Annotated in this window: 14 protein-coding genes, 1 pseudogene, 1 riboswitch and 1 other annotated feature; of the genes and pseudogenes, 5 read left to right on the plus strand and 10 right to left on the minus strand. The window is 38.1% G+C overall.

Annotated features, from left to right (window positions below; genetic code table 11):
- Position 1: 1 nt before the first annotated feature.
- The 3 genes from AWM76_RS08950 to AWM76_RS08955 all read right to left on the minus strand — a co-directional run bounded on the left by AWM76_RS08950 (position 2) and on the right by AWM76_RS08955 (position 4,082).
- Complete coding sequence (locus AWM76_RS08950; RefSeq protein WP_003141541.1) at positions 2 to 1,465, minus strand: anthranilate synthase component I family protein; 1,464 nt, start codon at positions 1,463 to 1,465, stop codon at positions 2 to 4.
- A gap of 927 nt (positions 1,466 to 2,392) precedes the next feature.
- Entirely contained in the window at positions 2,393 to 2,539 is a 147-nt protein-coding gene (locus tag AWM76_RS10610; RefSeq protein ID WP_003141538.1) for a YwbE family protein, read from the minus strand.
- Positions 2,540 to 2,804: 265 nt separating this feature from the next.
- Positions 2,805 to 4,082, minus strand: coding sequence for an O-acetylhomoserine aminocarboxypropyltransferase/cysteine synthase family protein (locus tag AWM76_RS08955; protein WP_003141536.1), 1,278 nt, complete (start codon positions 4,080 to 4,082; stop codon positions 2,805 to 2,807).
- Positions 4,083 to 4,141: 59 nt separating this feature from the next.
- Positions 4,142 to 4,392: a binding site (T-box leader), on the minus strand.
- Positions 4,393 to 4,633: 241 nt separating this feature from the next.
- Between AWM76_RS08955 and AWM76_RS08960 the strand changes: the two genes are divergently transcribed.
- Positions 4,634 to 4,954, plus strand: a complete 321-nt coding sequence (locus AWM76_RS08960) for a Rossmann-fold NAD(P)-binding domain-containing protein (protein WP_003141534.1) — start codon at positions 4,634 to 4,636, stop codon at positions 4,952 to 4,954.
- Between the two features lie 273 nt (positions 4,955 to 5,227).
- Here the strand turns inward: AWM76_RS08960 and AWM76_RS08965 are convergent, their stop codons facing one another.
- The 4 genes and pseudogenes from AWM76_RS08965 to pdxS form a co-directional block, all read right to left on the minus strand.
- The gene (locus AWM76_RS08965; protein WP_003141532.1) at positions 5,228 to 5,542 is read right to left on the minus strand and encodes a hypothetical protein; all 315 of its coding nucleotides are present in this window, start codon (positions 5,540 to 5,542) and stop codon (positions 5,228 to 5,230) included.
- A 71-nt stretch (positions 5,543 to 5,613) separates the two neighbouring features.
- A riboswitch (SAM riboswitch) is annotated at positions 5,614 to 5,711 on the minus strand.
- A 306-nt stretch (positions 5,712 to 6,017) separates the two neighbouring features.
- Positions 6,018 to 6,284 (minus strand): annotated as a pseudogene (locus tag AWM76_RS08970) (RNA-guided endonuclease InsQ/TnpB family protein); the annotation flags it as partial.
- Between the two features lie 76 nt (positions 6,285 to 6,360).
- A complete protein-coding gene (locus tag AWM76_RS08975) occupies positions 6,361 to 7,020 on the minus strand; it encodes a nitroreductase family protein (protein WP_003143577.1) in 660 nt (219 codons plus the stop codon).
- A 1,280-nt stretch (positions 7,021 to 8,300) separates the two neighbouring features.
- Positions 8,301 to 9,158, minus strand: a complete 858-nt coding sequence (pdxS, locus tag AWM76_RS08985) for a pyridoxal 5'-phosphate synthase lyase subunit PdxS (RefSeq protein ID WP_003143580.1) — start codon at positions 9,156 to 9,158, stop codon at positions 8,301 to 8,303.
- Between the two features lie 143 nt (positions 9,159 to 9,301).
- On the opposite strand from pdxS, the gene pdxR reads away from it, so the two are divergent.
- The 4 genes from pdxR to AWM76_RS09000 all read left to right on the plus strand — a co-directional run bounded on the left by pdxR (position 9,302) and on the right by AWM76_RS09000 (position 13,193).
- A complete protein-coding gene (gene pdxR, locus AWM76_RS08990) occupies positions 9,302 to 10,690 on the plus strand; it encodes a MocR-like pyridoxine biosynthesis transcription factor PdxR (RefSeq protein ID WP_003143581.1) in 1,389 nt (462 codons plus the stop codon).
- Positions 10,691 to 11,311: 621 nt separating this feature from the next.
- Positions 11,312 to 11,551 (plus strand): hypothetical protein, encoded by a 240-nt coding sequence (locus AWM76_RS11040; RefSeq protein ID WP_003143582.1) that lies wholly within the window; start codon positions 11,312 to 11,314, stop codon positions 11,549 to 11,551.
- Positions 11,552 to 11,575: 24 nt separating this feature from the next.
- Positions 11,576 to 12,199 carry a DNA/RNA non-specific endonuclease gene (locus tag AWM76_RS08995; protein WP_003143583.1) on the plus strand — a complete coding sequence of 208 codons (624 nt, stop codon included), beginning with the start codon at positions 11,576 to 11,578 and terminating at the stop codon, positions 12,197 to 12,199.
- 232 nt (positions 12,200 to 12,431) lie between these two features.
- Positions 12,432 to 13,193, plus strand: a complete 762-nt coding sequence (locus tag AWM76_RS09000) for an NAD-dependent epimerase/dehydratase family protein (protein WP_003143584.1) — start codon at positions 12,432 to 12,434, stop codon at positions 13,191 to 13,193.
- A gap of 515 nt (positions 13,194 to 13,708) precedes the next feature.
- On the opposite strand, the gene AWM76_RS09005 is transcribed toward AWM76_RS09000, so the two are convergent.
- The 3 genes from AWM76_RS09005 to AWM76_RS09015 form a co-directional block, all read right to left on the minus strand.
- Positions 13,709 to 14,206, minus strand: coding sequence for a GyrI-like domain-containing protein (locus AWM76_RS09005; protein WP_235585557.1), 498 nt, complete (start codon positions 14,204 to 14,206; stop codon positions 13,709 to 13,711).
- Positions 14,207 to 14,397: 191 nt separating this feature from the next.
- Positions 14,398 to 15,588, minus strand: coding sequence for an NAD(P)/FAD-dependent oxidoreductase (locus tag AWM76_RS09010; protein ID WP_003143586.1), 1,191 nt, complete (start codon positions 15,586 to 15,588; stop codon positions 14,398 to 14,400).
- A gap of 348 nt (positions 15,589 to 15,936) precedes the next feature.
- Positions 15,937 to 16,539 carry a CadD family cadmium resistance transporter gene (locus AWM76_RS09015; protein WP_003143587.1) on the minus strand — a complete coding sequence of 201 codons (603 nt, stop codon included), beginning with the start codon at positions 16,537 to 16,539 and terminating at the stop codon, positions 15,937 to 15,939.
- Positions 16,540 to 16,542: the final 3 nt, after the last annotated feature.

Consider the following 16,542-nt stretch of genomic DNA (forward strand, 5'->3'; position numbering starts at 1 on the left):
GTTATGCCTCCTCGTGTCCTAATGCTGTCATCATGGCTTTGGCCTTGTTCTTCGTTTCTAAGTATTCTTTTTCAGGGGCTGAATCTGCCACAATTCCAGCACCAGATTGGACAAAGACTTGGTCATTCTTCAAGACAGCCATCCGGATGCCGATACACATGTCCATGTTGCCGGCAAAGTCGATATAGCCTAAAGCACCGCCATATGGCCCCCGTTTGGTATCTTCAATTTCATCAATCAATTGGCAGGCCCGAATCTTAGGGGCACCAGATAAAGTACCCGCTGGTAGTGCCGACTTTAAGACATCTAAACAAGTCGCGTCTGGTCTGACTTTGGCCGTTACCTTGGATGAAATGTGGCTGACGTGTGAAAACTGCTTGATGGCTCTATATTCACTGACTTCTAGCGTACCGAATTCAGCGACCTTTCCGATATCGTTACGGGCTAAGTCAACAAGCATGTCATGTTCAGCCAACTCTTTTTTATTTTGCAAGAGGCCTTCAACTAATGCCCTATCTTCCGCATCCGTTGCCCCGCGCGGTACAGTACCGGCTAATGGAAAGGATGAAGCGACCCCGTTACGAACAGAGACCAGTGTCTCCGGTGATGCACACGCAATTTCTAAGTCATCGAAATGCATGTAGACCATGTAAGGAGACGGATTAATCGTTCGAAGCAGGCGATAAGTTTGGAGTAATGACCCGGCAAATGGGGCCTTAAACCGGTTGGATACCACCGCTTGGAAGATGTCACCCTCCACAATATGGTGTTGGATTTTCTCTACGATACGCTCGTAATCTTCTTGGCTAAACAAAGCCTCAAAGTCGCCCACGTCTTGGGTCAAGTCCTCCTCGATAACAGGGTCTGGACGCATAATCATCTGCTCCATATCCTTCAGGTCTGTAGCCCCTTGGATGTAGTTTTCTTCTAATTTGTCGGTTTCAATATTGACGATTAAGACAATCTTTTGGCGGAAGTGGTCAAAGGCAATGACTTTATCCATCAACATGAAATGGTAGTCCCGGAAATTTTCTGGGTTATTTTTCGTTAACTGTAGAGATGGTTCCGTATATTTGATGCAGTCATAAGACAAGTAACCAACCAAACCTCCTGTAAAAGGCGGTAAATAATCAATACTTGGACTCTTACAACGGTCAAGGATATCGTTCAAGGATGCTAGTGGATCATCTGCTTGGAAGCTTTCTTCATGCTTACCCTCTTGCACGGTTACTTGACCGTCTATTGAGTAGATCGACAAGTTCGGTTTATAGCCAAGAAAAGAATAACGACTCCAGTTATCCTTATTCACCACACTCTCTAGTAGGTAAAAGTGGTCAGATTGTTTGCTGATCGTTCTCAGCACTTCGATTGAGGTTGCTACATCGGAAAAAATCTCTAAAGCAATTGGGATAATCGTATGGTCTTTCCCTAACTGTCTCGCCTCTTCTAAACTTGGTCTAATCATTGTAGTACGCTCCTTTTAATTTATTATTGAAATCATAAAATTACGGCTAGTCATGACGATTGGGGCGAAAACAACAAAAAAAGCACCCATCCATGACTTATACAAGTCAAGGACGGGTGCTCTAAAAACATCCGCGGTACCACCTTGAATTTACAGACACTACGCCTGTACGCTCTGCAGGATACTAACATATCCCTCGCAACTGACGTATGCGTCACGTCGCAGAATAATCAGAAGTTTATCTCCAAATACACTTCCTTTAACTGCGCCCTCCGTGGTCCATTTGATGCACTGCGTTGTGCGAGGCTCTCAGTAATCCCCACTCCCTGTAACTGCACGTTACACCGTTATCTCCACTTCATTGGTTTAAAGTTGTTATTCGATTAACTAGAGTATAACGGGACAGGTAAAAAGAAGTCAAGTGTTTTATTAACGAAACATTAAAAAAAGCTAGTAAAATAATTATATCTTAATTATTCATATCAAAAGTTCATTGCAATTTCTTTACCCATTTTAGGTATCTCAGAAACAAAATTCATAATTTAATCCTTGGAAAGGTTTCTAAAACTACTTATATTGAGCATCCTATTCAGTTCTTTTTCATTATTTAAACTTTTGACCATAACTTTTCTCCTTATTATAACTTCACAAGACTTTTCTCGCTTCATACATCAATAAAAATAATAGTCATAAATTTAGCCAAATAATACTACAGCGCGAATTTAGCTTTCAGCTATCAATTAACTTAAATGTGATATATACTATTTCTTCCAAATCAAGCAACAAATTATAAATTAATTGAAGCAACAATAAAAAAGCTAGTTATCCACTAAGGTTGTAGATACCTAGCTTCCTAATTATTTGAAAGTTTTATTTCAATTATAATATTTCCTTTACTCGACCGACAGTACCATCTTCTAGCATGACTTAAATTCCATGTGGATGGTTTTGAGAGTTAGTCAGAATTTTACCCACAATACCCTCAGTTAATTTTCCAGATCGTTGGTCCTGTTTTTGAACAACTTTTACCTGGCTACCAATTTGAATATGACTTCTTTTATTACCTTCGTTCATGATGGGCTCCTTTTACAGGTAGCGATTTTTTTATAGTCGCAACCATTTGCTTAACCCATTTTATCAGAAAATCATCGAAAAAGGCTAATAGGAAAGCAATGCAAAGCCAGTCGCGGTAACTATACTGATATCACCCGTCATAATCCCAACTATACAAACAACTGCGAATACTATTTTTGGGGATAGAAAAGGCTATAATCTATTCAATTATAGCCTGCATAACATATAAAATTGTTCCTACATCAATCTATCTATTACTAGGTCGTTAAATCGCAGCTAATGCTTTATCTAAGTCAGCTATGATATCAACCACATTTTCAATTCCGATAGATAAACGGATTGTTTCAGGTTTAATACCACCTTCAGCTAGTTCTTCTTCAGTTAGCTGACTATGGGTCATTGAAGCTGGGTGAACCACTAATGATTTAGCATCTCCAACATTCGCTAATAGAGAGAATAATTCTAGATTTTCAATGAATTTAACCCCACCTTCATAGCCACCTTTAACGCCAAAGGTAAAGATTGAACCTGCCCCTTTAGGTAAGTATTTTTCTTTTAAGCTATAATATGGGCTACTTTCTAGTCCCGCATAATCAACCCATTCTACTTTATCGTGTTGCGCTAAGAATGTAGCGACCTTTTCTGCATTTTCAACATGACGATCCATACGTACATGTAATGATTCTAAGCCTTGAACTAATAACCAAGCATTGAAAGGTGAAATTGAAGCCCCAGTATCTCGTAATAGCGTCGCACGAATTTTTGTAGTATATGCTGCAGGGCCAAAGGCATCTGCGAAAATAAGATCATTATAAGTTGGATCAGCTTGACTTAAGCCTGGGAACTTATCATTTTGTTGCCAGTCAAACTGTCCACTTTCTACAATTACCCCACCGATTGAGGTACCGTGACCGCCAATAAATTTAGTTGCTGAATGGACAACGACATCTGCACCATATTCAATAGGACGTGCTAGATAAGGTGTTGCAAAAGTATTATCAACGATTAATGGTATACCATGTTTATGTGCTACTTCGGCTAAGCCACTAATATCTTCAATATTTCCAGCTGGATTGCCGATTGTTTCTACAAATACAGCCTTGGTATTGTCTTGAATAGCTTTGTCCACATTCGCTAAATCACTCGTATCTACTATCGTCACATCGATACCGAAGTCCTTGAATGTATGTTCAAATAAGTTGTGACTTCCCCCATATAGGTTAGCTGTCGCTACAATATGGTCTCCTGCTTTAGCTAAAACTTGAATAGCATAAGTAATAGCGGCCATACCCGAAGCGACAGCCAAACCAGCTGAACCACCTTCTAAAGCAGCCACTCTACCTTCAAAGACACCCTGAGTAGGATTCGTGATTCGCGTATAAATATTGCCACCTTCTGCTAAGGCAAAACGATTAGCGCCTTGCGCTACATCATCAAAAACATAAGCTGTTGTTTGGTGTAGAGGGACAGCGCGTGACCCTGTTTCATCAATCGTTTGGGCAGCATGAATGGCTTGTGTCTCAATTTTATAGTCTTTTGTCATAATAAATTCCTCCCGATTTTGTCATTTTTTCATCAAAAAAGCTTCCATCCCTTGCTTATGCAAAGGATGAAAGCTACTTCATGGTACCACCTTAATTTAGTATATTATCGCTAATATAAACTCACAGAGTACGTTAAAAAATCGTCGCACTCTTTCCCTGTAACGGAGGTTTCCGAATAATCCTCACCTATTTTTGGCTTAAACTATTATGCTCCAAGACCATTTTCTTCTAATCTCCTTGACCTACTTCCACCACACATAGGCTCTCTCAGCAAGTGTCATAAAATACTTATCTCATCATCGCGTATTGCATATATCAATTTAGATATATAATAATGTCATTTTGATGATAAGTCAACCTTTTATATTTAATTGTTTTTTCATCTTAAAGCTTTTGTTCAGCATCATTCACTATATTAATAAATATAAAGCGCATAACTTTTTAAATATTCGTTTTATACCATCATCAACAGAATTTTTGCTTATAGGTAGTCTCTTCGAAACTTATACTCACGCATTCAATTACGGCTGATACTTAGTCTAGCTCTGTTATGATATTACTAACACCTTCGAGTCTAAAGGATAAACGGATTGTTTCAGGTTTAATGCCACCTTCACCTGGTTCTTCTTCAGTTAGTTGGCTAAGTGTCACTGAATCCGGTAAAGAAATTGCCCCTCTAGAAACTAACGACGAAGCATTCGTTAAAAATCTAACTGACAATCAATTACCAAAACCAGTAGCAGGCTTCTTCCTAGCGATTCAAGGAGACATCAAAAATGGTGTATTGGATGTACAATCAGATGACTTTGAAAAGGTATTAGGCAAGCCTTTAACACCGCTTGTGGACGCCTTTAAAGAATTACTTCAATAATTTCATATCATTCAATAAGACAGCTTTTTATCCTAAAAATCTAAAGAGCCCCTACTAGTTAGCCTTAGCGGCGACTAGTAGGGGCTCTTTTTGAATATGAATACCTTCAAATCGAAAAATCGTTTCTGTTTACCTGAATTTTGGCATCAAGTCAAAGATCCAACCACAAATAGGGACAGCCTTTTATTAAGCACCCATCTATCATATATATTGTCTTGTGGTTAATCTACGTCATCATTTAATCAACTACTAAAAGCGTAGTTTTTCTTTTGACTACCGTATTGCTTTATAGTCCACATCTGTATAGGAAAAATTAGTAATCAAATTGACTAATTGATCGTAAGTTTCAGGGCTTATTGCCTCCTTAAATCCATCATAATCGTTGACATGGACTTTTCCTATACAACACATACAAACTCTAGCAATATGTGCACCTGAACAAGGCTCATTGCGACAGATCACAGCAATATGATCATGTTCTTTAGGATCCCCTTTCTTACTTCTGTAGAAACGAAAATACGGCATAAAACCTAAGGCACTAATCCCACCTACAAATTCACTAAAACTCACGCATTCATCATTAAACATTCAACACACTCCTAGTTATTTTATTCAATAAAAAAAGCACAACGCGACTCGTCGTGCCAATAACTTGGTTAGACTCATCTATCTCTTTCGAGTTGGAATTAGCACCTTGCCAAAGGTAGGTTGCTGAAGCTTCATAGGGCCAAATCCCTCCACTTGCTCTGAATAAGTTGTGTTCTTTAATTGTATGCGTATTTTACCAAATGTATGGATAGATTTCAAATCGTGATGAAATTCGACATTTAAATTAAGATAAGCAAATTTTTATGCGACTTATTTAGACATTCAATTATGAAGTAAAAATGATGATACTGTTACGCGACGCTAGTTCGACGTTTCAAAACTGTCATCATTCATTTGACATATGGCATATCCTAGCTATCTTCCACATGATGAACTACAACGCCATTAAAATCGCGTGTTTCTAGGAACACTCATGATTTGTTCCACTTATTTCAAAGCAAAACAGCGGTCTAAGCTATTTAACTAAGGCCTGTTCCAGGCCAATATTTAATATATTTTTAGCTGCGTTGATATCTCTATCGTGATGCATATTACACTTCGTACAAGTCCAATGACGTATATTTAACGCTTTTTTACCGCTATCATACCCGCAATTAGAACATTTTTGGGTTGTCTTGTACGGATTAATAGCCACAAATGTCTTATCGTACATTTCGCACTTTGCCTCTAGGATTGTTCTAAACATCCGCCAGGATTGGCCAGCGATTGAACGGGCTATATGAATTATTCAGGAATTGACTATTTGAATTAAAAAACCATTAGAAGCACTCTCTCCTGCTTCTAATGGTCTCAAATTTTTATGCTAGAAAGTTAATTTTAGAATTCACATCATAACGTGTTGATTCAGTTGGTTCTTCGCCTGGTTTACCAATTGAAATTGCCATGATAGGCACGAAACGCTCATTATCAAGGTTTAAAGTTGCAACTAAGTCTTTTGAATTATAGCCTGCCCATGCATTCGCTTCATATCCGTGTGCTCTAGCAACCAATAATAATTGCATTGCTAACATTGAACTGTCTAAGGTAGCATCTTTAATTAAAAAGTCGCGATCAGCTTTCTCATACATTGGTAAAAATGAATTGAAGATGGCGTCTAATTTTTCTTTGGTAATTCTGCCCTCTTCATACACTTTGGTCCAAACTTCGCGATAAACTTTATGTGAGTGAGTATCGCCTAATATAAAGATTGTAACTGGTGCTGTTTCTAATTGGGGATAGTTAAACGGCATCGTGACTGCTTTGACTTTGTTACGAGCTTCTTCATTATCAACGACGACAAAGTGCCATGATTGTAAGTTACATGCGGATGGGGTAATTGTCGCTTCATCTAACATTTCGACGATTTCATCACGACTGATATTTTGACTAGGGTCAAATCGACGGTATGAACGACGATTGAATACGATATCTTTATAGTCATTATTAACATAATCTTTTGCTAAAAATTTCTCTCTCATGAAAACACTCTCCTTTTCTTATAAATTAATTTTATCGCAAAGCTGGTGGATTTACAATGAATTTGTGAAAAGTTTAACAATTTGTTAATATAAATATGAGACCAGATAGACACTTGTGATATGCTCCCCCTAAAGTAGACACTTAATAAAATAAGGCTACTTTAGGGGGAGTTTATTTATGACCAGAAAAATATATTCTAATGTTTATTGAAGATGGCATAAGTTTTCCAACTCTGGTAGAAAAGTATGGGTTATCGACGCATAACACCATATTCTACCAATATGTGAATAAATATCGAGAGTATGGTTTAGCAGCCTTACAATCTAGAAAATATAATAATTCATACTCTGAAGAACTTAACCTAAAAGTGGTGGAGGCTTATCTTAATTATAACTTTTCAGCTTGAGGCGATAAAATGACCGTCATACCACCTTTTTTAGTATTAGATTTTTTGTGAAAACATATACATGATGTTTTTCTACTATGTAGGAATATGTCCACTCATTTCTTTAGTTTATCTCTAAGTTCTTGCCATGAATATCGTTCTCCATCAATTTCACGATGTAGCATAGCATGGCAATTGGAACAAACAGGAATCATCCAAATCATAGTTTTCCCTCCTAATGTGATTACAACATTTCTATCAACCCAGCTTAATCTTCAGTATCTTTTCCGTCAATACAACTATGAGTAAATCGATATGTTCTCACATACTTCAAAACCACCTCTAGGGTTGTGTTGATTGAATTATTGATCCTCGCACCCCCCTTTAATTAAATTTTCTACCTTGTCACCAACAATACACACTCCACGTGGGATGTGATTAAGCTATTGATTGATTGATTAAAGTGTGGTTTTAATATCCTATGTTATCGATTCAATAAAATAACTTTGTGAAAAGCTCACTCTACTGATTTCTTTTAATAGTTCATTAACGTAAACTTTATTCCTTACTATTTTAGCATTAACATCATCTTTAATAATTGTTTCTCTTTCGTTCTCCACAGTGATTTTATGACTATGAGGCCAAAGTGTTATGCGCTGAAAAAAAAATTAAGATCATGATGAAACCAAGTAAGGAGGTTTATGTTGCGATCAAAATAAAAATTTTTAATGAACCTTTTTGCTTTTATTGAGCGTTTATATTTAGATACAGCAGAGTGGCATTAAGTAACTCCACAATCCCCCTCGGAAGAAGAGCTTCAAGACGGCCTAGGATAAAATAAAAAAAAGTCAGTAGAACAAGCCCACTGACTTTTGAAACCCTTGTTTTTAATGATTAACGGTTAGACATGATAACTTTAATTTCGTCTTCATTAATACCTACTATCGCTTCGCCTAAATCAGTTGAAACTTCGACTAATTTGGCAGCATCTTTGTAATTGGCTACTGCTTCAACTATGGCTTTAGCACGTTTTTCTGGATTACCTGATTTGAAAATACCTGAACCAACAAAAACGCCTTCAGCACCTAATTGCACCATTAAAGCCGCATCAGCAGGTGTTGCCACCCCGCCAGCTGAAAAGTTCAACACAGGTAATTTACCAGTATCATGGACTTGCTTTAATAAATCATAAGAGACGCCTAATTCCTTAGCTTGATTAAAGAGCTCATCATCTTGTAACGAAGCCACATAGCGGATTTGTTCATGGATTTTTCTTAAGTGGGTAACCGCTTGACTGACATCCCCCGTTCCTGCTTCACCTTTAGTACGAATCATTTTAGCCCCTTCTTGAATACGGCGTAAAGCTTCACCTAAATCTCTAGCGCCACAAACAAAAGGTGCTTCAAATTGGTGTTTATCAATATGATAAACATGGTCAGCTACTGATAAGACTTCTGACTCATCAATATAGTCAATTTGTAAACTTTCTAAGATTTGAGCTTCGACAAAGTGACCAATTCTTACTTTCGCCATAACTGGTATAGAAACCGCTTCTTGAATTTCTTTTATCATTTGAGGGTCACTCATTCGACTAACACCACCAGCAGCTCGAATGTCTGCAGGAACTCTTTCTAAAGCCATGATTGCTACGGCACCAGCCGCTTCAGCAATTTTAGCTTGTTCCACATTTACTACGTCCATGATTACGCCACCAGCTAGTTGTTTATGTACTTCTTCAATTGATCGTTTCATTTTGATTGCTCCTTTATAAATATTGTCTTCACTTTAACAGTCTTTTGGATGTTTCTTAAGATGCAAAAATGGATATTTTTATGGGTCCAGATAGTTTTTTTATGTATAATGGATAAAATGAATAATACGAGGGGAAAGAAATCATGATTACGGTGAACTTTAACGAAGACCAACACCTCTACTTACAAATAGTTGATGAAGTCATCCGGCAAATTGCCCAAGGACATTTAAAAAGTGGTGACCAATTACCCTCACGGCGGGCCTTGGCAGATCATTTAAAAGTCAGTCTTAATACGGTCATTAACGCTTATGACCAACTGACTGATGAAGGTTATATAGTTTCGAGGGAAAGATCTGGTTATTTTGTGGATTTACTTGCAATTGATATGTTGCCCTCTGAGGAAATTGAGACAAAGCCACAAAAACATGAGCATGCTAAAATAAGTGAAGCCAGCCAATATACTTATGATTTTCACTTTGCCAACCGTGATATGACTACTTTAAAACCCAAACAATTATTGCAGTATGCACCCGACGCTCTAGCAAAAAGCATGGTTAATTGTAATTTAAAAGAAGACTTGGGTGCGCTCCCTTTACGCTTGGCTATTGCTAATTATTTACGTAAATACCGGGGAGTGATGACTTCAGCTGACAATATCATCATTACAGGCGGTCATACGGCTAGCTTACAGACGCTATTTGCCTTATTAGACGATTCAATCTATGCCTTAGAAGATCCTGGCTATTATAAAAATTTAGATATCTTTACAAACTATCAACAAAAGACGATTCGAATTCCGATTGATAAATATGGTTTCTCAGTTAAAGATTTGGAGACTACATCAGCCAACATCGTGATTACTACGCCCAGCCATCAGTTTCCCACTGGCATTATCATGGGGATGCGTCGACGTCAGCGTTTATTAAAATGGGCCTATCAGGCAGAAAACCGTTATATTATTGAAAATGACTACTATAATGAGTTCCGCCTCAAGGGCCGTCCTGTTCCTGCTTTGACTAGTCTGGACGACCAAGAGCGCGTCATTTTATTAGGGGCCTTTCGTCAAAGTATGGGGTCAATTTTTAAGATGTCTTATTTAGTTTTACCCGATCAATTAATGAAAAAATTCCATCAAGCTCATTTAAAAACCACTGGTATTTCCAGCTTTGAGCAATATTTAATGACTGATTTTCTCAATTCTAACCATTTTCCTAAATACATTAATAGCCTGCGGACTAATTATCGTCGTAAGGAAAAAGCGGTTCTAGCAGCGCTTCACCAAAGCCAACTCCCCCTAACCATTAAGGAAGCAGGGGCTGGACTTTTCTTTATTATTAACATTGAGGGTGAGATTCCACCGGCTGACGTGATTCAAGCTAGGCTAGCTGAAAATAAGATCCGCTTGCAACCGGTCAACCACTACGCTAAATTAAATAACCAGTTCGACCAAAGTTACATTTTAGGTTATGCTGGGCTAGCGCTTGATGAAATTGACCAAGCTATTCAAGCTTTAGTCACTATTTTTAAATAAAGCAAAAGACTCAGTAAGTCAGCGAAAAGCTTACATACTGAGTCTTCTAATTTAGGATAAAAGAAATTCAACTAGGTAAACAACGATTACCGATACCGTCATAACTGCTAAAGTCACATAAGGAATATAAAACAAACATAAGCTTACATGTTCAAAACGATCAATGTAGGCTATGAATTCAAGCTTATATAAAAGCGCTAAAAGTAATGGTAAGTGCACCTGTACTCACGCGCTGACTACTTTCTTCATAAGTTTGATAATTTCCCTATCCAACCTAACAGCCTTACTCTAATTGACCAGTTCCCACAAACATACCCCTGTTTGCATAATAAAAAGGAGTCACTTAATCTTAAAATTAAGTTTACTCCTTTTAATATTAGTGGAAGTTTTTATGTTGAAATGGCAACAGTTTTTTTGACAAATTTTATAAGGTGCAGAACTTCTTTCCGTATGCTATTCCGATTGTCCTTGACAATGAGCCTCCTCGGATGTGACGATCTTCGGCAGGAGCTAACAGTTAAAGTTAGACTGCCTCGCTAGCGTTCGCACATCCGAGCTCATTATCAAGGATTCGCTGCGCCAATTTCTGGTTACGGTAACCAACCGGTGTCTCGTAGCCAAGTGTACCGTGCAACCGAAGCAGTAACAGAAGAAATAAGGGCGTCCAGTTCTATCAAATCTAGCGTTGAGGTGGCTTCTGTGGTTACCGATACGAAAGAAAGTAAAGAAAATGAAGAAGTATATTCAGAGTCGGTATCTTTTGATGGCTATGCATTAATCGAAGTATATGGAGGGGAATTATCAGGATATCGTGCAGCAAATGTAGTCGTTGATATCGGTTTTGGTGACAGGGAATATTAGGCCTACACAAATGAATTTGGACAATTGGTTCGGGTTGTTGCAGCAGAAATCATTTTGCAAGATGATACCACTGAACCGGTTAATTCCAACGGACGCTATTACGATGACGAAGCAAACGTTTCGGGTACTGAGAATTCAAATCTTGATCAAGGGCACGTCATCGCCGACTCCTTAGGAGGTGTGTCCAATGCCTATAATATTACTCCACAAGACAGTGTGCTGAACCGTCACGGGGATCAGGCTTATATGGAACGAAACATTGTGCAAGCAGGTGGGGCTACTAATTTTGAGGCTATCATTACCTATCCAGATACAACTACACAGGTTCCAAGTTCTTATAAATACACGTATACGATTAATGGGTACCAAGTAGTAGATGAATTCCAAAATATTAACCCAGATGAATACAACGCAGCACAAGGGCTAACAAGAGAAGATAGCTCACCTTCTGGCAGTTCCGGAATAGCAACATTCGCTGCACCCACCGAGACTGCTGGAGGAGATGTATCTGCTGTAGATACGAACGGCAATGGCCAAGTCACGATCCAAGAAGCAAAAAATGCAGGGTACGCTATGCCCATTTATAGTGATCATTGGTTGTATCCGTACATGGATGACCGAGATGGGGATAGACAAGTCGGCGAATAGCTGTTAGAAATCTCATAAAATAACTCATACGTAGTCGGTAAAAATCAGTGCATTGCGAGTCAGTTTCTAAAAATTATAATCCACTAAGTATAACCTTATTTTTTTTAGCTATACTATCGCCCTTGCAAAGGTTATCTTTTGACTTTTTCTGAGAGGTTTCATAAAGTTAGAGAAAAGTAATTCATGTGAATAACTGCGATGTTTGTTCTATTAAAAACAAGGAGGTTACACCATGGACAAGATTATGATCACCGGCGCAAGCGGTAACATAGGCAAAGTCTTAATAAACCATCTTAAAAAGAGTTACGAGTTGACTTTGGTGGATAACAATTTCTATGACGTTAGACCGGAGCTTTTGAAGGGCACTATCGTCAAAGAGCTCGACTTGACCGTTAGCGAAAATTGGGAGGGTCTATTAGAAGGAATCGACTATGTTATCCACTTAGCGGGTAATCCTTCCCCCAATGCTGCGTTTGATGATTCATTGATTGAAATGAATTACAAGATGCCTTACTATTTATTCAAAGAAGCCTCAAAGAACGAGAACTTCGTAAAGCGGATTATCTTTGCAAGCTCTATTCATGCTGTAAATGCCTATCCGAAAAATGTGCAAGTGTCTGTCGATGATCCAGTCCGGCCAGGAGATCTGTACGGTGTCTCGAAAGTCTACCAAGAAAGCCTTGCCAGCTATTTCGCCTTTATAGAAGGGCAAGAATCAATTGGCATTCGTATTGGTAATTTCAATGAAAACCTTCATGAACCGATTGTTGATGAATCCGGGCTGTCCGAATACCTTTCCCCGCGAGACCTTTGCCACCTAGTTGAATGCGCTATCAGGGTTACGCTGACTGAACCGTTTTTATTGGTTAATGGGTTGTCGAATAATAGATTCCCGCGTCTAGACATTTCACAGGCAGGGACAGCCATCAGTTACCAGCCACGTGATGATGCCTTTGCACTGCAGGGCTTCTTTACTGACGAAAATAGAAATTAATTCTATCAAATTCTCCAAAAAAGAGCGCTGCTGTATATAAGAATCCATATTTCACTTGTTAAGTTTACTACGTATTGAGGGGGACCTTATGGGAGAAGTTATAGAAGGACTTTATGCAACGTCGGAAGATGCTAGCCTTGCTATTGAGCGGCTTAAGAATCAAGGTTTTTCCTCTTCTGATATAACGGTTATAGCAAACGCAGATATATATGGTAATTTTAGTGACATAGTAGATGCAGATGTAACTATACACTCCCGTACAAAGAAAGATATTGAAGATTCTATATGGAAAAAAGTTAAAGGGATTTTTGTAAAAATGAATCAAAAGAAAGAAGCAAGTGACTTCACAGGTTCCACACAGACGGAAACAAAGCCACTATTCTCTTTTAATAAAGAAATTAATGCGGGAACATATCGACTATTTCGTACGTTCGTGGGAATATATCCACCAATCTTACCGTTTACAAAAAGGGCACTCTTGCTAGGAGTGCCCTCAATCATAAAAATCGGTGTAATTAATAGTCTTTTTTCTTTACCGGAATCCAGATTTCGCTTCGATACTTTGGATTTCCAGTGTCTGGACTCTCGTTCCACAAAATTTCTGGGCCTTCAACTAACTCATAACCTGAAGACGGAAACCACTCTGAGTATACTCTACCCCATACATTTTGAAGTGTCTCTGGGAATGGTCCAATCGATTCAAATACTGCCCAGGTACAAGCATCAATTTTTAATACATTAAATTCTGCTGTTTCATCACCTGAAGTTGCTACCCCGATGTAATGATCCAACTCGCCCTTTTCTTCCATTCTTCCTTCTGAAAAATTAGTGGAAGCACTAATAATACCCATTAGTTCTACATTTGAGATTGCTTTTAATTGTTTAATAACCTCCGGTGTTAAAAATTCGGTCATTTGTGCAATTTCTTGATTGACACCTTCAAAAATAATTGGGACTCTCTTCTTAAATCCTACTAACTTAAACGACTCTTTCTCAACAATACGATAGTTCATTTCGCATCCTCCTTTAATTGATAATTGAAAGGTCATTCGTGGATAAGCTTTTAATTGTGTAGTCTCACTCCTTGCCTCAGAAGGGAGAATACCATACTGGGAATGAAAAGCACGGGAAAATGAATCAGCCGAATTATAGCCATATTTGACGGCTACATCAATAATTCTCAAATTTGTATCTTTCAAATCAATTAAATAGGCTTCAACATCCTCGTTAGCTTATCTAATGTTTTCGGTGGGTTAACAAGAATTTCACGGGCCTTATCCATATCAACTTTCACATTATATGTTAAAATTCCAGATGGTTTGCCTTTAAAAAGATAATATACAATATAACCTCCGGCAACTTCTTCAATAATCGCATCATCACGGTTGCGACTCATTTCACCGACACCTTCAATAGAAATATCTAAGATATTCGTATAAGAGAGTGGTGCACCATGATTATAAACTTCTTCAGCGCCCGTCATGTTTCGTCCCGCTACTTTCCCAGAATACTCCGCTTGCTCTTCATGTTCAAAACGATTACGTCCTATGATTACATCTGGATAATTCAACACATCTCCTGCCGCATAGATATGTTTGTTGGAAGTTTGCAAATACTTGTCAGCAATGACGCCATTACCCACTTCTAAACCAGCTGCTTCTGCTAATTCAACATTTGGCTTTAATCCAATTCCTAAAACAAGAACATCCGCTTTCAATACAGCGCCATTCTCTAGTTTTAGACTTACTTGATCGTCTGCTACACTGTAACTATTAGCATAAGTATTGTTTATCAAAGAAACACCAATATCTACAAAGCGCTGTTGAAATTCTTTAGCAAGCATTCGTGGTAGTCGTTTTTCATTTAATACTTCATTAGGAAAAACAAGCGTCACATCCATATCATTCAGCTTTAGACCTGCTGCAAGTTCTGCTCCAACCCAGCCTCCTCCAACGATAATGACTTTGCTCCCAGGTTTGGCTAATTTTCGGAGGTTTCGGTAATCTTCTAAGTTTCTTAAAGCTAGGACACGCTCGCTCTCCAGCCCATCAATCCACTTTGGAGCGCCACCCAATGAATAAAGCAATTTTTCGTATTGATAGATTTCTCCACTTTCAATCTCAATCGTTTGTTGATCGGCATTAATTTGCTTCACAGTTGTCCCAGTTAAGATATCAATCGATTCATCATCCGAAATATTATAATATATCGTTTCTTTTGGATAGTCTGGCTCTGTCCAAAATTCTTTACTTAATGGAGGACGATAGTAGGGTTTGTCAGTTTCTTGCGTGACTATCAACAATGTCCCTTTACGGTCATACTTACGAATTTCCATTGCGGCATTGGCACCAGCCATCCCGCCACCTAATATTATATATTTATATGAATATTGCATAAATCATGCCTCCCTTTTTCTCTTCCTACATATATTACCAAAATTCTTCTTAAATATTTTTGTATACGCTATATTTCTTATTCTCTCTCGAATTAGATCTATGATTGTCTCAGTTATTCAAGGATAGCCTATTAATGAAATTTCAGCGTATTTATTTCCCATTTAGAGAATAAGAAAGCTGTGATCCATAATTGTTAAAAAATACACATAAAAATGAGACACAAAACGATGCTAATGATATTGCATCGTTCTGTGCCTCTTTCATATTCCGGTTGTGTTATATGTATCTAAGCTCAACCTTATATACTTTAATGGTATATTCTACTTTCCGTGAAGCTGTTTAAAATTCTATGCAATCAGTGACCAAAGATGTTGAATCGTACCATTCTCTAACAGAATAAAAATACCCAAGCCGATGAAAACGACTGGTACGATGACTTTTTCGTAACGCTCAACTACTTCACCAATCATAGGAACCGAAGCTAACCGTTTGGCTAAATAACACAAGGTAAAAATCCCAATGATAAAAACAAGGATCACAACCATGACTTCCTGGATGGACATTCCAGTAAAGTAAGGAATATAAATCCCCAAATTATCTCCGCCAAGGGCAATGGTCAGAGCAAACATACTCGCAACTTCTGACTGTCTATGCGACATCTTTTCTTCTAAGTCCTTTTCATCTACATCTTCATCGATGAAGATAGCCCGAATCCCCAGAATCAAAGGAAGTAAACCAAGTAATCCGATCACCCAATCTTGTGGAATAAAGTTCAGGAAGTACGCTGCAATGAGACTAAAGCCAACGAGCAACCCCGTTCCAATATATTGGCCAATATAAATTGATCGTTGTTTAACCGTATTCATGGTAGAGAAAAGAATAGTTAAAACAACCAAATAATCGATGGACGTAGAGATAAAAACTAACATTGAAGATATAATTATTTCCATAAG

It is taken from the genome of Aerococcus viridans, from assembly GCF_001543285.1.
Taxonomy (GTDB): Bacteria; Bacillota; Bacilli; order Lactobacillales; family Aerococcaceae; genus Aerococcus; species Aerococcus viridans.